This is a genomic window from Pseudomonas sp. NBRC 111139, assembly GCF_001753955.1.
In the GTDB taxonomy this organism is placed as follows: domain Bacteria; phylum Pseudomonadota; class Gammaproteobacteria; order Pseudomonadales; family Pseudomonadaceae; genus Aquipseudomonas; species Aquipseudomonas alloputida.
This window is the reverse complement of the sequence record NZ_BCBP01000064.1, coordinates 1-16,496: the sequence shown is the minus strand read 5'-3', so window position 1 is coordinate 16,496 and position 16,496 is coordinate 1. Positions and strand designations below refer to the sequence as shown.

The window sequence follows — 16,496 nt, the reverse complement described above, 5'->3', positions numbered from 1 at the left end:
TAAGCTAGCACGACCAAAGACAACTTTACACCGTCTGTCGCACACGGCGGGGGCATTTCGCTGCAGAATGTGCCCCTATCGTCGTGCATCAAGCGTCGACCATGGCCATGGCCGCCTCCACATCGACTGCAACAAGGCGTGAACAACCCGGCTCATGCATGGTTACCCCCATCAATTGGTCCGCCATCTCCATGGCAATCTTGTTATGGGTGATGTAGATGAACTGCACGCTTTCACTCATTTCCTTGACCAGACGCGCGTAGCGCCCGACGTTGGCATCGTCCAGCGGTGCATCGACCTCGTCGAGCATGCAGAACGGTGCGGGGTTCAACTTGAAGATGGCAAACACCAGCGCCAAGGCGGTCAGTGCCTTCTCGCCGCCGGACAGCAGATGGATGGTGCTGTTCTTCTTGCCCGGCGGTCGCGCCATGATCGTTACCCCTGTATCGAGTAGATCTTCGCCCGTCAGTTCCAGATAAGCGCTGCCACCACCGAAAACTTTTGGGAAAAGTGCCTGTAATCCGGCATTTATCTGATCAAAGGTATCCTTGAAGCGGTTGCGGGTTTCCTTGTCGATTTTGCGGATGACGTTTTCGAGGGTCTCCAGCGCTTCGACCAGGTCGGCGTCCTGAGCGTCCAGGTATCGTTTGCGCTCGGATTGCTGCTCGTATTCTTCGATGGCCGCCAGGTTGATCGCCCCCAGGCGCTGGATGCGCGCTTCAAGCTGCTCCAGTTCCTGTTCGGTACCCTGCTCGCTGGCCTCGGTTTCCAGGGTGGCGAGCACGCCTTGCAGGTCATAGCCGTCGGCCAGCAACTGCTCTTGCAGGGTCTTGCGCCGCACATCCAGGCCCTGGCACTCCAGGCGCAACTGCTCCAGTTGACCACGCAGCAGCTGGGCCTGCTGCTCGGCCTGGGTACGGCGTTTTTCGGCATCGCGCAGTTCGCGGTCAGCTTCGTCCATGTGCAGGCGAGCCAGGCGCATTTCCTCGTCGACGCTCATGCGCCGCTCCAGCAGCTCCTCCAGTCTCAGGCGCAGTTCTTCCTGCGGGGCTTCACCCTCCTCCAGGTTCAGGCTCAGTTGTTCCTGGCGCTCGGTCAGGCGCGCAGCTTGCTGCTCCAGACGCTCCAGCGCCTGGCGGGTGGAGTCGTGCTGGGCACGCAACGACCCCAGGCGCACCGCCAGCTGGTGAGCGTGGTCCTTGTGCTGGCGGGCCTCCTGACGCACCCGGTCAAGGCTTTCGCGCAGGGTGTCGCGGCGGGCCATCAACTGTTCGCGCTGCTCGGTGTCCTGGGCCATGAGCTCCAGAGCCTCTTGCAGCAGCAGGCGTGCTTCGCCCAGTTGCTCGTGTTCCAGGGCGCGCTGCTCTTCCAGCTCGCCCAGCTCTTCGTGCAGGCGGCGGCGGCGCAGCTCGACCTGCTCGGCGCGCGCGCGGCTGGCCGAAAGACTGGCCTTCAGCTCGCCGTGCAGGCGGTTTTCATCCTGTGTGCGGCGGCGCAACTGTTCGCGCTGCTCCTCCAGGTCCAGTTGCTGCTCGCGCAGCGCCTGCAACTGTTGATCGAGCTGTTCCAGCGCCGCTTCCTGCTCCAGTTGTTCCTGGCCCAGGCGTTCGATTTCCTGGCCGCGCGCCAGCACGCCGCCTTCGGCCTCGCCACCTCGGCGTACCCGCAGGAAGTGCCGGCCGACCCAGTAGCCATCACGACTGACCAGGCTCTGCCCTTCGCCGAGCGACCCGCGCTGCTCCAGTGCCTGAGCCAGGTCTTCCACAGGCCTGACCTGGCCCAGCCAGGGCGCCAGGTCGATACGGCCCTCAACCTTCTCCAGCAAGCTGCCGGGCAACGTCGCCCCCGCGCCGACGGCCAGCAGCAAGCGCAGCTCACCCTGTTCCAGGCCCGCAAAATCGAGGTCGTTGAAATCGTCCACCAGCACAGCCTGCAGATCGGCGCCAAGCACCGTCTCTACCGCCAGCTCCCAACCCGGCTCCACCCGCAAGCCTTCGGCCAGCCGCGGCTGTTGCTCCAGCCCTTGGCCGTGCAGCCATTGCGCAGCACCTGCGCCCGGCTCCAGGGCGGCCTGCTGCAAGGCTTCAAGCGAGGCCAGGCGCCCGCCCAGGCGCTGCAGGTCGCCCTGTGCCTGCTGTTGCGCCCGGGTGGCCTGCTGCAGTTGCTCGCGCGCGCTTTCCAGGCGCTCGATCACCTGCTCTTCGCAGAGCTGCAGTTCTTCCAGCAGCATTTCGCTGCTGGCCAATTGCTCGGCCAGTTCGAACATGGCGGCATCCTGCGGGTCGCTGCCCAGTTGCTCGCGCTCCTCGACCAACTTGCGCTGGCGCTCGGCCTGGCGCTCAAGGCTGGTTTCCAGCTGCTGCAGACGCGCCTGCTGCACTTCGGCCTGGCGGCGCGGTTCGGCGGAGCGGCTGTTGAAGCTGTCCCACTGCTCCTGCCAGCCGTGCATGCCCAGCTCGGCCTCTTCAAGCGCGGCAGCGGCTTCCTCGGCAGCCGCCAGGGTCATTTCCTGCTCGGGTTCGAGCATGACCAGCTCTTCGCTCAGGGTTGCCAGCAAGGTACGGTCGTGCCCCAGGTGCGATTCGGTTTCCAGGCGTGTGCGCTCGGCTTCCTTGAAGTCGTCCTGCAACTGGCGCAGGCGCTGCTGGCCGTGCTGAATGCTCTGCTCGACCCGGGCGATGTCACCGGCCACCGAGTAGAAACGGCCCTGCACCTGGTTGAAGCGTTCGGACAGTTCGTGATGACCGTCGCGCAGGCGTTCGATACTGGCATCGGCATTGCGCTGCTCGGCCACCAGCGCCTCGTGAGAAACGCCCTGGTCGCCGATCACCGATTCGCGCTGGCGGACTTGTTCGTCCAGGCCTCGCCAGCGCAAGGCAGACAGGCGCGCTTTCATCTGCCGCTCCTGAGCCTTGTACTCACGGTACTTCTCGGCGGCCTGGGCCTGGCGATGCAGACGCTCCAGCTGGCGCTCGAGCTCTTCGCGCAGGTCGGTCAGACGCGCCAGGTTTTCCTGGGTGCGGCGGATGCGGTTCTCGGTTTCGCGGCGGCGCTCCTTGTATTTGGAAATGCCCGCCGCTTCCTCGATGAAGTTGCGCAGCTCCTCGGGCTTGGCCTCGATCAGCTTGGAGATCATGCCCTGCTCGATGATCGAGTAACTGCGCGGCCCCAGACCCGTTCCGAGGAAGATATCGGTGATGTCACGCCGGCGGCACTTGGTGCCGTTGAGGTAATAGCTGTTCTGCCCGTCGCGGGTAACCTTGCGGCGGATCGAAATCTCGGCGTAGGCGGCATACTCGCCGACCAGGGTGGTTTCGCTGTTGTCGAACACCAGTTCGATACTGGCCTGGCTGACCGGCTTGCGGCCACTGGAGCCGTTGAAGATGACGTCGGTCATCGACTCGCCGCGCAGGTTTTTCGCCGAACTTTCGCCCATCACCCAACGCACCGCGTCGATGATATTGGACTTGCCGCAGCCGTTTGGGCCGACCACGGCCGCCATGTTGCTGGGGAAGTTGACCGTGGTCGGGTCGACGAACGACTTGAACCCGGCCAGGCGAATGCACTTCAGGCGCATCGGTCAGCCTCTGGCCAGTGCCGCCAGCACCAGTTCGCAGCTGCGCTGGCCATAGGCGGTGAGCACCTCGCGAATGCGCGGCAGGTCGCGGGAGACCACGGCTTCGAGCAGGCGGGCGAACAGGTCGAGATAGTCGATCATGTTGGCCTGGCGCTGGTCCAGCGACAGGTAATAGGCACGGCTCATGGCCGGTTGCAGGTTTTCCACGGTTTCCTGCAGGAACGGGTTGTCGGCGAACGGATAGGCCGCACGCATGACCGCAAAACTGTCGGCGACGAAGGTCTTGATGTCGAGCTGGTCATGGGCACGCTGCAGCCGCTGCTGGATCTCCAGAAACGGGCGCAGGTCGGCTTCGGTGCGCCATTTTTGCGCAACCGCATTGCCCAGCAGGATGTAGAACTCGCCCATCAGCGAGCACAGGCTACGAACGCTGCGTTCGTCCAGTTCGGTGACATGGGCACCACGTCGCGGCAGGATCGCCACCAGATGGCGGCGTTCGAGGATCAGCAGTGCTTCGCGCACCGAGCCGCGGCTGACGTTGAGCGCCTGGGTAACCTTCTGCTCCTGGATACGTTCGCCCGGCGCCAGCTCGCCGCGGATGATGCGTTCGGCCAGGTAATCGGCAATCTGCTCGGAGAGGCTGTCCGGGGCCTTGAACGTCATGGTTTTCCTTCAAAATCATTGAACTGGGCACAAGGGGCGAATTGTAGCGTACTTGGGCGGTAATCGCGCAGAGGGGCCAGGTGGTTTATTTGACCTTTCAGACAGCCACGCGCCCGGCGCGATCTATGCTTGGAATAGAGGCAGTGTGTGCGGCTGGGCATGGATACGTGCATTTTCTTGACCTTTGAGTCAGAAAAATATTGACCTGCCAGACAGGTCTTGCTTAGAGTCCGCCCAACAACAATAAAACCATTGCGAGGCCATCCCCGTGATCCAGTTTCTCGTCAACCAGGAGCTGCGTAGTGAGCACGCCCTGGACCCTAACATGACAGTGCTGCAGTACCTGCGCGAGCACCTGGGCAAACCCGGCACAAAGGAGGGCTGCGCCAGTGGTGACTGCGGTGCGTGCACCGTGGTGGTCGGTGAACTGAGTCAGGACGACCAAGGCAACGACAGCCTGCGCTACCGCAGCCTCAATTCGTGCCTGACCTTTGTGTCGTCGCTGCACGGCAAGCAACTGATCAGCGTCGAGGGGCTCAAGCACCAAGGCCAGCTGCACAGCGTGCAACAGGCCATGGCCGATTGCCATGGATCGCAGTGCGGCTTCTGCACCCCCGGCTTTGTCATGTCGCTGTTCGCCCTGCAAAAGAACAGCAGCGGCCCTGACCTGCACCAGGCCCAGGAAGCCCTGGCTGGCAACCTGTGCCGCTGCACCGGTTACCGGCCGATCCTCGACGCCGCCGAGCAGAGCTGCCGCCAGCCCTGCCGCGACCAGTTCGATGCCCAGCAGGCGCAAACCATCAGCCGCCTCAAGGCCATTGCCCCGACGCAGACCGGCGAGCTGAACAGCGGCGACAAGCGCTGCCTGGTGCCGCTGACCGTGGCGGATCTGGCCGACCTGTACAGCTCGCACCCCGAAGCGCGGCTGCTGGCCGGTGGTACCGACCTGGCGCTGGAAGTCACCCAGTTCCACAAGACCTTGCCCGTGATGATCTACGTCGGCCACGTGGCCGAGCTCAAGCGCATCGAGAAAACCGCCAGCCACCTGGAAATCGGCGCCGCCACCCCGCTCACCGACTGCTATGGCGCGCTTAACGAGGAATATCCCGACTTCGGCGCCCTGCTGCACCGCTTTGCCTCGCTGCAGATACGCAACCAGGGCACCCTCGGCGGCAACATCGGCAACGCCTCGCCAATCGGCGACTCGCCACCCCTGCTGATCGCCCTGGACGCGCAGGTGGTGCTGCGCCAGGGTGAACGCCAACGGGTGATGCCACTGGAAGACTACTTCATCGACTACCGCATCACGGCTCGCCAGGACAGCGAGTTCATCGAGAAGATCATCGTACCGCGCGCCTCCAGTGACTGGGCGTTCCGCGCCTATAAAGTATCCAAACGCCTGGACGACGACATCTCGGCCGTGTGCGCAGCCTTCAACCTGAGCATCGAAGACGGTGTGGTCAGCGGTGTGCGGATCGCCTTCGGCGGCATGGCGGCGATACCCAAGCGCGCCCGTGCCTGCGAGGCAGCGTTGCGCGGCAAGCCGTGGAACCAGGCCGCCATCGAGCGCGCCTGCCAGGCCCTGGCGGAGGACTTCACCCCACTCAGCGACTTCCGCGCCAGCAAGGAATACCGCCTGCTGACCGCGCAGAACCTGCTGCGCAAGTACTTCATCGAACAGCAAACGCCGCACATCGAAACCCGGGTGACCGCTTATGTCTAACCATCACGTAGCCAAAAGCCAGGCCGAGATGGCCGAACTGTTCAGCCAGGACCTGACCACCGGGGTCGGCCGCAGCGTCAAGCACGACAGCGCCGACAAGCATGTATCCGGCGAGGCTGTGTACATCGACGACCGCCTGGAATTCCCCAACCAGTTGCACGTCTACGCCCGCACCGCCGACCGCGCCCATGCGCGCATCCTGCGCATCGACACCACGCCGTGCTACGCCTTCGAGGGCGTGCGCATTGCCATCACCCACGAAGACATCCCCGGCCTGAAGGACATCGGCCCGGTGGTGGCCGGCGACCCATTGCTGGCCATCGACAAGGTCGAGTTCTTCGGCCAGCCGGTGCTCGCTGTCGCTGCCCGCGATCTTGAAACCGCACGTAAAGCGGCCATGGCCGCCATCGTCGAGTACGAAGACCTGGAGCCGGTGCTGGATGTTGTCGATGCACTGCGCAAGAAGCACTTCGTGCTCGACAGCCACACCCACCAGCGCGGCGATTCGGCTGCCGCCCTGGCCAGCGCCCCGCACCGCATTCAGGGCACCCTGCACATCGGCGGCCAGGAGCACTTCTACCTCGAAACGCAGATTTCCTCGGTCATGCCCACCGAAGACGGCGGCATGATCGTCTACTGCTCCACGCAGAACCCCACCGAAGTGCAGAAACTGGTCGCCGAAGTGCTCGACGTGCCGATGAACAAAGTGGTGCTGGACATGCGTCGCATGGGTGGCGGTTTTGGCGGCAAGGAAACCCAGGCCGCCAGCCCGGCATGCCTGTGCGCGGTAGTCGCGCGCCTGACCGGCCAGCCAACCAAGATGCGCCTGCCGCGGGTCGAAGACATGACCATGACCGGCAAGCGCCACCCGTTCTACGTCGAGTATGACGTGGGCTTCGACGACAACGGCCGGCTGCACGGTATCAATTTCGACCTGGCCGGCAACTGCGGCTATTCGCCCGACCTGTCCGGTTCGATCGTCGACCGTGCCATGTTCCACTCCGACAACGCTTACTACTTGGGCGATGCCACCGTCCACGGGCACCGCTGCAAGACCAATACCGCCTCCAACACCGCCTACCGCGGCTTTGGCGGCCCACAGGGTATGGTCGCCATCGAGCAGGTGATGGACCATATCGCCCGTCATCTGGGCCGTGACCCACTGGCCGTGCGCAAGGCCAACTATTACGGCAAGACCGAACGCAACGTCACCCACTACTACCAGACCGTCGAGCACAACATGCTCGAGGAGATGACCGCCGAACTGGAAGCCAGCAGCGACTACGCCGAACGCCGCGAGTCGATCCGCCGCTTCAACGCCAACAGCCCGATCCTGAAGAAAGGCCTGGCACTGACACCGGTCAAGTTCGGCATTTCGTTCACCGCCACCTTCCTCAACCAGGCCGGTGCACTGATCCATATCTACACCGACGGCAGCATTCACCTGAACCATGGCGGCACCGAAATGGGCCAAGGCCTGAACACCAAGGTGGCCCAGGTGGTGGCGCAGATCTTCCAGGTGGACTTCAGCCGCATCCAAATCACCGCCACCAACACCGACAAGGTGCCCAACACCTCGCCTACGGCTGCGTCCAGCGGCGCCGACCTGAACGGCAAAGCGGCGCAGAACGCGGCCGAAATCCTCAAGCGGCGCCTGACCGAGTTTGCCGCACGGCATTATCAGGTGACCGAGGAAGACGTCGAATTCCGTAACGGCCATGTGCGGGTGCGCGACCAGATCGTCAGCTTTGAGCAACTGGTGCAACAGGCTTACTTCGCTCAGGTGTCGCTGTCCAGCACCGGGTTCTACCGCACACCGAAGATCTTCTACGACCGCAGCCAGGCCCGCGGCCGGCCGTTCTACTACTTCGCCTTTGGCGCTGCCTGCGTGGAAGTGATCGTCGATACGCTGACCGGCGAATACAAGATGTTGCGCGCCGACATCCTGCACGACGTGGGCGATTCGCTGAACCCTGCGATCGACATCGGCCAAGTGGAAGGCGGTTTCATCCAGGGCATGGGCTGGCTGACTACCGAAGAGCTGGTGTGGAACGCCAAAGGCAAGCTGATGACCAACGGCCCGGCCAGCTACAAGATCCCGGCCGTGGCCGACATGCCACTGGACTTGCGGGTGAAGCTGGTGGAAAACCGCAAGAACCCGGAAGACACCGTGTTCCACTCCAAGGCCGTGGGCGAGCCGCCGTTCATGCTGGGCATTGCCGCCTGGTGCGCGATCAAGGATGCCGTGGCCAGCCTGGCTGATTACCGCGTGCAGCCGCAGGTGGACGCGCCGGCAACACCGGAGCGGGTGCTGTGGGGCTGTGAGCAGATGCGCAAGGCGGTGGCTGCCACTCAGTCCGCAGAACCGGAGCTGGAAACCGTCACCCAGTAACGCCGCGCTCCGCTTTTTCTGTGGGAGCGGCCTTGTGTCGCGAAAGGGCTGCGCAGCAGCCCCAAATATGTATGTTGCTTTAAATATTCTGGGGTCGCTTCGCGCCCCTATCGCGACACAAGGCCGCTCCCACAAAGAAGCGGACCGCGTTGACCTGAAGAGGATCTGCATCATGCACCAATGGATCAACGCCCTCGCCGACCACCAGTCCCGTGGCGAAGCCTGCGTGCTGGTGACCATCATCGAGGAACGCGGCTCGACACCGCGCAATGCCGGCTCGAAGATGGTGGTCAGCGCCAGCGGTCTGTTCGACACCATCGGCGGCGGCCACCTGGAATACAAGGCGCTGCACATCGCCCGGCAAATGCTCGAAGCGCAGCGCACCACGCCGCACCTTGAGCGCTTCAGCCTCGGCGCCAGCCTGGGCCAGTGCTGCGGCGGCGTGACCGTGCTGCTGTTCGAACCCATGGCCGCCGTGCAGGCTCAGATCGCCGTGTTCGGCGCGGGCCATGTCGGCAGGGCTCTGGTACCCTTGCTCGCGGCGCTCCCCTGCCGGGTGCGCTGGATCGACTCGCGTGAACAGGAATTCCCCGAGCTCATCCCCAACGGGGTGACCAAGGTGGTCAGTGAAGAGCCGGTCGACGAAGTCGCAGACCTGCCGCCCGGCAGCTACTGCATCGTCATGACCCACAACCACCAGCTCGACCTGGAACTGACCGCCGCCATTCTCAAGCGCAACGATTTCACCTGGTTCGGCCTGATCGGCTCGAAGACCAAACGGGTCAAGTTCGAGCACCGCCTGCGCGAGCGAGGCTTCGACGAGGCCATCATGGCACGCATGCGCTGCCCGATGGGCCTGGCCGAGGTCAAGGGCAAGCTGCCCATCGAGATCGCCGTGTCTATCGCCGGTGAAATCATTGCCACTTACAACGCCTGCTTCGGCCAGCACGACGCTGCCGCCAATGCCGGCCCCATTGCCCAATTGCTGCCGCCCTCCCGCCGCAGCCAAGCCATTTGACGAGTGTGTTATGACCGTTACCCGCAAAGCCTACCGTGCCGCCATCCTGCACAGCATTGCCGACCCGGCCGAGGTGGGCCTGGAGGCTTCCCATGAATACTACGAAGACGGCCTGCTGGTGGTCGACGATGGCCGCATCAGCGCCGTTGGGCACGCCAGTGAACTGCTGCCGACGCTGGATGCCGGCATCCCGGTCGAGCACTACCAGGACGCGCTGATCACCCCGGGCTTCATCGATACCCACATCCACTTCCCGCAGACCGGCATGATCGGTTCGTACGGCGAGCAGTTGCTGGACTGGCTGAACACCTACACCTTCCCGTGCGAAAAGCAGTTCGCCGACAAAGGCCACGCCGACCAGGTGGCGAAGATCTTCCTCAAGGAACTGCTGCGCAACGGCACCACCACTGCGCTGGTATTCGGCAGCGTGCACCCGGAATCGGTCAACGCCCTGTTCGAAGAGGCCGAGCGCCTGGACCTGCGCTTGATCGCCGGCAAAGTGATGATGGACCGCAATGCCCCAGACTACCTGACCGACACCGCCGAGTCCGGCTATGCCGAAAGCAAGGCACTGATCGAGCGCTGGCACGGCAAAGGCCGCCTGCACTATGCAGTGACCCCGCGTTTCGCCCCGACCAGCACGCCGCAACAGTTGACCCTGGCCGGCCAACTGCTCAAGGAACACCCCGGCGTGTACATGCACACGCACCTGTCGGAAAACCTCAAGGAAATCGACTGGGTCAAGTCGCTGTTCCCCGAGCAGAAGGGTTACCTGGACGTCTACGACCACTTCGAGCTGCTGGGCGAGCGCTCGGTGTTCGCCCACGGCGTGCACCTGTGCGACGACGAGTGCCAGCGCCTGGCCGAAACCGGCTCGGCCGTGGCCTTCTGCCCCACCTCCAACCTGTTCCTTGGCAGTGGCCTGTTCAACCTGCCCCAGGCCGAGCGGTTCAAGGTCAACGTGGGCCTAGGTACCGACGTTGGCGCCGGCACCAGCTTCTCTCTGCTTAACACCCTGAACGAGGCATACAAGGTGATGCAGCTGCAAGGCGCGCGCCTGCATCCGTACAAATCGCTGTACCTGGCCACCCTCGGCGGCGCCCGCGCACTGCGCCTGGACGACCGTATCGGTAGCCTGCGCCCAGGCAACGATGCCGACTTCGTGGTGCTGGACTACAAGGCCACACCACTGCTGGACTACCGCATCCAGCAGTCCAACAGCATCGAAGAAACCTTGTTCGTGCTCACCACCCTGGGCGATGACCGTACCGTGCGTGAAACCTACGCCGCCGGGCGCTGCGTGCACCAGCGCTAAGGTTCTTTCGCCAGGCCCCGATACAGCGCGCCGCCGATTGCAGCACCGATCAGCGGCGCCACCCAGAACAGCCACAGCTGCTGCAGGGCCCAGCCACCGACGAACAAGGCCGGCCCCGTGCTACGCGCGGGGTTGACCGAAGTATTGGTGATCGGGATCGAGATCAGGTGGATCAGGGTAAGGGCCAGGCCGATGGCGATGGGTGCAAAACCTGCCGGTGCGCGGGCGTCGGTCGCCCCCATGATGACCACCAGGAACATCGCCGTCATCACCACTTCACTGACAAAGCCTGCACCCAGCGTATAGCCACCGGGCGAATGGTCGGCGTAGCCGTTTGAAGCCAACCCCGAAGACAGCTCGAACCCGGCCTTGCCGCTGGCGATGAGGTAGATCACCCCGGCCGCCAGGATGGCACCGATCACCTGGGCGATCACATAAGGCAGCAGCTCTTTGGCCGGGAAGCGCCCGCCGACCACCAGCCCGAACGACACGGCAGGGTTTAGATGGCAACCCGAGATATGGCCGATGGCAAAGGCCATGGTCAGTACGGTGAGGCCGAAGGCGAAGGCGACACCGAGCACACCGATGCCGAGAGGGGAACTGGCTGCGAGTACCGCACTGCCACAGCCACCAAGGACCAGCCAGAAGGTGCCGATCAGTTCGGCACCCATGCGTTTACCGAGGGACATGCTCATGAACCCATTCCTCAAGAAGTTGAACGCAACGAATGCGCAAGCCCAACTGCTTGATGAAGGTTTGCTCACAAGAATTTAGCAGACCTTTGGGTTATGGCCAGTAGTGGCGAGGGGCTGATTTGCAGCCCCTCGATCACACCGGCAAACGTTCAACCCTTGACGGAAACCTTGGGCTTTTTCAGCAAATGCGAGAACACCGCATGCAAATCGTCCGAGGCGCTCTCCTCGTCCAGGTTCAGCTTGCTGTCGATGTGGTCCATGTGATGCATCATCAGGCTCACGGCCTGCTCGGCATCGCGCGCCTCGATGGCATCGATGAGCTGCATGTGCTCATCGTAAGAGCAGTGCGAGCGGTTGCCGCTTTCGTACTGGGCAATGATCAGCGAAGTCTGCGATACCAGGCTGCGCTGGAAACTTACCAGCGGTGCATTGCCCGCCGCTTCGGCCAGCTTGAGGTGGAACTCACCGGACAGGCGAATGCCGGCACCCCGGTCACCGCGCGAAAAGCTGTCGCGCTCCTCACGCACCATCTGCCGCAGCTCGTTAAGCTGATCGGGGGTGGCATGCTGCACCGCCAGCTCGGTGATGGCGCGTTCGACCATGCGCCGCGAGAAGAACACCTGGCGCGCCTCTTCTACAGTCGGGCTGGCCACCACCGCGCCGCGGTTCGGCCGCAGCAGCACCACGCTTTCGTGGGCCAGGCGCGACAAGGCGCGGCGGATGATGGTGCGGCTGACGCCAAAGATCTCGCCCAGCGCTTCCTCGCTCAACTTGGTGCCCGGAGCCAGACGCTGCTCGAGGATCGCCTCGAAAATATGCGCGTAGACGATGTCGTCCTGGGTACCGCTGCGGCCGGCCTTGCCGACTCGTGCAGGTTTTTTCAGAGGTTGCAGCTGTTCGTTCATGGGCTCTCGAGGCACGAAGAGAAAGTATGGCGCCATTGTACACAGGCTGAGGCGATTCCGCAGGGGGCGTTTTACCTATATAGCCGTTGTACGACGCATTGCGCATACAAAACATAAAACATTATTTGCTTTATTTGTACACAAAAGCATAATCCATCGAGCAACTTCTTGACCCTTGAGTCAACAAAAAGGTCAGACGTCTGCCTTCCCTCGCGGAGCCGCCAAGTGCATTGCGCAGGAAACTGGCTCCATAACAACAAGAAAGACTTGAGGAGTACCCGCTGTGGAAAGCCGCAAATCCGAAGCCCCTACGCTGGATCTTGCTCCGCCGCTCGAAACGAGCTGGCTGGAGCGGATTTTCAAACTCAAGCAACACGGCAGCACTGTCAAAACCGAAATGATCGCTGGGGTGACCACCTTCATCACCATGGCCTACATCATCTTCGTCAACCCCAACATCATGGCCGACGCCGGCATCGACCATGGTGCCGCTTTTGTCGCCACCTGCATCGCCGCCGCGCTGGGCTGCCTGCTGATGGGCCTGTACGCCAACTGGCCGGTGGGCCTGGCGCCGGGCATGGGGCTCAATGCTTTCTTTACCTACACCGTGGTCGGCACCATGGGCTACAACTGGGAAACGGCGCTGGGGGCGGTATTCGTCTCCGGCGTGTTGTTCATGTTCCTGACCTTGTCGAAAGTGCGCGAATGGCTGCTCAACAGCATCCCGGTCAGCCTGCGCCATGCCATGGGGGCCGGCGTCGGATTGTTTCTCGGGCTGATCGGCCTGAAGACCGCAGGCATCATCGTCGACAGCCCCGCCACCCTGATCAAGCTGGGCTCGTTGCATGAGCCGGGGCCGCTGCTGGCGGCCGTGTGCTTCCTGCTGATCGCCATCCTCAGCTACAAGCGAGTATTCGGCGCGATCCTGATCAGCATCATTGGTGTCACCCTGGCGGGCTGGGGCCTGGGCCTGGTCAAGTTTGGCGGGGTGATGTCGATGCCCCCAAGCCTGGCACCGACCTGGATGGCCATGGACGTGGCTGGCGTGTTCAATGTCAGCATGATCAGCGTGGTGCTGGCGTTCCTGTTCGTGCACATGTTCGACACTGCCGGCACGCTGATGGGGGTTGCGCAACGGGCCAACCTGGTGGCGCCGGACGGGCGTATCGAAGGCCTGTCACGCGCCTTGAAGGCCGACAGTGCTTCCAGCGTATTCGGTGCTGTGGTCGGCGTGCCCCCAGTGACCAGTTATGTGGAGAGTGCCGCAGGTGTCGCCGCAGGTGGCCGTACCGGTTTGACGGCCGTGGTGGTCGGCTTGCTGTTCGTCGCAGCGATGTTCTTCGCCCCGCTGGCGGGGATGATCCCGGCCTACGCGACAGCAGGCGCACTGATCTACGTGGCAATGCTGATGATGGGCAGCATGGCGCACATCCATTGGGACGAAGCCACCGACAGCATTCCGGCGATTGTCACGGTCATCATGATGCCGCTGACCTTCTCCGTTGCCGATGGTATCGCGCTGGGTTTCATCACCTACGTCGCGTTGAAGGCAGGTACCGGCAAGTACAAGGAAATCTCGGCCAGCCTGTGGGTACTGTGCGCAATCTTCATTGCCAAGTTCGTGTTCCTCTGAGCAAGGGCGCTTGGCTTTAGATTTCCAGTGTTTTCGAAATCGAGCGCCGCACGCGCGGCGCATCGCGAGCAAGGTCGCTCCTACGCTTGTTCCGGCCCATTAATGCCTGCGAGGGACGCGCGAACGCCTTGTTGGGACGCCACGATATGGCGCCCTTGCTCAACATTTGAAAGGCCTGCGCGGTCGCCCGTAGGAGCGGGTTTACCCGCGAAAGGGCCGGACCTGCTGGCCAATCTCCACCTGCCGTTCACCGTTGCCGCCGCTACCGTATTCGCGGGTAAACCCGCTGCTACAACGGTGGTGGACAGCTGGATACAGCCCGCCGTAGGAGCGGGTTCACCCGCGAAAGGGCCGGGCCTGCTGGCCAGTTTCACCCGGTGTTCAGCGTTGCCGCCGCTACCGTATTCGCGGGTAAACCCGCTCCTACGCCTGATCGGGGATGGACACGCATGGGTGATTGGACACAGGCCGTCGCGTAGGAGCGGGTTCACCCGCGAAAGGGCCGGGCCTGCTGGCCAATCTCCACCCGCCGTTCACCGTTGCCGCCGCTACCGTATTCGCGGGTAAACCCGCTCCTACACCTGATCGGGGGTGGACACACATCGGTGATTGAGCGCAGGCCGTCGTAGGAACGGGCTCACCCGCGAAGAGGCCGGCACAGCCAACGCAAAAACAGCAGACGAAAAAAAGCCCGCCAGTGTGAGAGCGGGCCAAAGGACCTACGAAGATTCTTCTAGCGACCAACTAGCTTCCACGATAGGTCGAATAGCTGTACGGCGAAATCAGCAGCGGCACGTGGTAGTGCTCCTGCGACTCGTCGATGCCAAAGCGCAGCACGACAACATCCAGAAACGCCTGGGCCGGCAATTGCACGCCACGGGCGCGGTAGTAATCCCCAGCGCTGAACTGCAACTGGTAAACGCCAGTGCGGTAATCGTCCCCCTGCAACAGCGGCGCGTCGACGCGGCCATCGCTGTTGGTCAGGGCGGTGTTCACCAGCTCCAGCTGCTGGCCTTCGACGCGGTACAGCTCGACCTTGATCGAGCTACCCGGGCAGCCATGCGCGGCATCCAGTACGTGTGTGGTCAAACGTCCCATTGCGTGTCGCCTCTTGTTCAATCTGTGGGCAAAAAATACTCAGCCATCGCACCAGCTTAGCGCCTGCGGCAGGCGGGAATGACGTTATTAAGACATTCCAGCCAAGGATTGTACACAATTTTTTGATCCCCTCTGTCACACCCTCCCTTTGCTGCCCATAAACGACCCATCGGTCGCAAATACACGCACCATAACGATGCCAACCTCATTAGCTGACCAAACAGGCAGGTTTCTTGCACTGTATTTCCAGGTCGCTGTCAGGCGACAAAAGGGAAGAAATGCGGAAAAACAGGCTTACAAAAGATTTCAGAAGTTGTATACAATCAGCCCATCCGGTGGTGCGACATACCGACGCGGCCCGCCCACCCCCCGCACTAACGCACAAGAAGGAAGACTGCAGTGAGCGCTGATTACCCTCGCGACCTGATCGGTTACGGCAACAACCCTCCTCACCCGCAATGGCCGGGTAACGCCCGCATCGCGCTGTCTTTCGTCCTCAATTACGAGGAAGGTGGCGAACGCAACATCCTGCACGGTGACAAGGAATCCGAAGCCTTCCTGTCCGAGATGGTCGCTGCCCAACCCCTGCAGGGCCAGCGCAACATGAGCATGGAGTCGCTGTATGAATACGGCAGCCGTGCCGGTGTGTGGCGCCTGCTGAAGCTGTTCAAGGACAGCGGCGTGCCACTCACCGTCTTCGCCGTGGCCATGGCCGCCCAGCGCCACCCCGACGTGATCCGCGCCATGGTCGAAGCCGGCCACGAGATCTGCAGCCACGGCTACCGCTGGATCGACTACCAGAACATGGACGAGGCCCAGGAGCGCGAGCACATGCTCGAAGCCATCCGTATCCTCACCGAACTCACCGGCGAGCGCCCGCTGGGCTGGTACACCGGCCGTACCGGCCCGAACACCCGCCGCCTGGTGATGGAGGAAGGTGGCTTCCTCTATGACAGCGACACCTACGACGACGACCTGCCCTACTGGGAGCCGAACAACCCCACCGGCAAGCCGCACCTGGTGATCCCCTACACCCTGGACACCAACGACATGCGCTTCACCCAGGTACAGGGCTTCAACTGCGGCGAGCAGTTCTTCCAGTACCTGAAAGACGCCTTTGATGTGCTGTACGCCGAAGGCGCCGAAGCACCGAAAATGCTTTCCATCGGCCTGCACTGCCGCCTGGTCGGCCGCCCGGCACGCCTGGCTGCACTCAAGCGCTTCGTCGATTACGCAAAAAGTCATGACCAGGTCTGGTTCGCCCGTCGCGTGGATATCGCCCGCCACTGGCACACCACCCACCCGTACAAGAAAGAGAACGCCTGATGACCGCCTTCAATACCCTCAAACCATCCGCCCTGGACCGCGACGCCTTCGTCACGGCCTTCGCCGACATCTACGAGCACTCGCCGTGGGTTGCCGAAAAAGCCTATGACCTGGGCCAACTGGGCGAGCTGGACGAGATCGAGGCGCTGCA

General features: G+C 62.8%; 11 protein-coding genes and 1 pseudogene. 7 read left to right on the top strand and 5 right to left on the bottom strand.

The annotated features are described in order from the left end of the window. Positions 1-88: 88 nt before the first annotated feature. Positions 89-3,577, bottom strand: coding sequence for a chromosome segregation protein SMC (gene smc, locus BJQ17_RS23405; protein ID WP_054889503.1), 3,489 nt, complete (start codon positions 3,575-3,577; stop codon positions 89-91). Between the two features lie 3 nt (positions 3,578-3,580). Continuing rightward, positions 3,581-4,240: a GntR family transcriptional regulator gene (locus tag BJQ17_RS23400; protein ID WP_003254317.1), complete on the bottom strand. Its 660-nt coding sequence runs from the start codon at positions 4,238-4,240 to the stop codon at positions 3,581-3,583. A 268-nt stretch (positions 4,241-4,508) separates the two neighbouring features. On the opposite strand from BJQ17_RS23400, the gene xdhA reads away from it, so the two are divergent. The 4 genes from xdhA (at position 4,509) to guaD (ending at position 10,688) form a co-directional block, all read left to right on the top strand. Beyond that, on the top strand, positions 4,509-5,963 hold the full coding sequence (gene xdhA, locus BJQ17_RS23395; protein ID WP_003254319.1) for a xanthine dehydrogenase small subunit: 1,455 nt from the start codon (positions 4,509-4,511) through the stop codon (positions 5,961-5,963). Continuing rightward, on the top strand, positions 5,956-8,355 hold the full coding sequence (xdhB, locus tag BJQ17_RS23390) for a xanthine dehydrogenase molybdopterin binding subunit (RefSeq protein ID WP_003254320.1): 2,400 nt from the start codon (positions 5,956-5,958) through the stop codon (positions 8,353-8,355). The genes xdhA and xdhB overlap by 8 nt, the downstream gene beginning before the upstream one ends. 172 nt (positions 8,356-8,527) lie before the next feature. After that, positions 8,528-9,373: a xanthine dehydrogenase accessory protein XdhC gene (xdhC, locus tag BJQ17_RS23385; protein ID WP_070096716.1), complete on the top strand. Its 846-nt coding sequence runs from the start codon at positions 8,528-8,530 to the stop codon at positions 9,371-9,373. 10 nt (positions 9,374-9,383) lie between these two features. After that, the gene (guaD, locus tag BJQ17_RS23380) at positions 9,384-10,688 is read left to right on the top strand and encodes a guanine deaminase (protein WP_003254322.1); all 1,305 of its coding nucleotides are present in this window, start codon (positions 9,384-9,386) and stop codon (positions 10,686-10,688) included. Here guaD and aqpZ read toward each other — a convergent pair. Together aqpZ and BJQ17_RS23370 are read right to left on the bottom strand one after the other, a co-directional pair. Then, entirely contained in the window at positions 10,685-11,383 is a 699-nt protein-coding gene (aqpZ, locus tag BJQ17_RS23375; RefSeq protein ID WP_033725980.1) for an aquaporin Z, read from the bottom strand. The two genes, guaD and aqpZ, sit on opposite strands and share 4 nt — an antisense overlap. A 149-nt stretch (positions 11,384-11,532) precedes the next feature. Beyond that, positions 11,533-12,288 (bottom strand): GntR family transcriptional regulator, encoded by a 756-nt coding sequence (locus tag BJQ17_RS23370; protein ID WP_004577063.1) that lies wholly within the window; start codon positions 12,286-12,288, stop codon positions 11,533-11,535. Positions 12,289-12,571: 283 nt separating this feature from the next. Between BJQ17_RS23370 and BJQ17_RS23365 the strand changes: the two genes are divergently transcribed. Further along, positions 12,572-13,921: an NCS2 family permease gene (locus BJQ17_RS23365; RefSeq protein ID WP_004577064.1), complete on the top strand. Its 1,350-nt coding sequence runs from the start codon at positions 12,572-12,574 to the stop codon at positions 13,919-13,921. A gap of 744 nt (positions 13,922-14,665) precedes the next feature. On the opposite strand, the gene uraH is transcribed toward BJQ17_RS23365, so the two are convergent. Continuing rightward, a complete protein-coding gene (gene uraH / locus BJQ17_RS23360) occupies positions 14,666-15,019 on the bottom strand; it encodes a hydroxyisourate hydrolase (RefSeq protein ID WP_003254328.1) in 354 nt (117 codons plus the stop codon). A 399-nt stretch (positions 15,020-15,418) separates the two neighbouring features. On the opposite strand from uraH, the gene puuE reads away from it, so the two are divergent. Next, positions 15,419-16,345: an allantoinase PuuE gene (puuE, locus tag BJQ17_RS23355; protein WP_003254330.1), complete on the top strand. Its 927-nt coding sequence runs from the start codon at positions 15,419-15,421 to the stop codon at positions 16,343-16,345. Continuing rightward, positions 16,345-16,496, top strand: a pseudogene (locus tag BJQ17_RS23350) (OHCU decarboxylase); the annotation flags it as partial. The gene puuE and the pseudogene BJQ17_RS23350, both read left to right, overlap by 1 nt.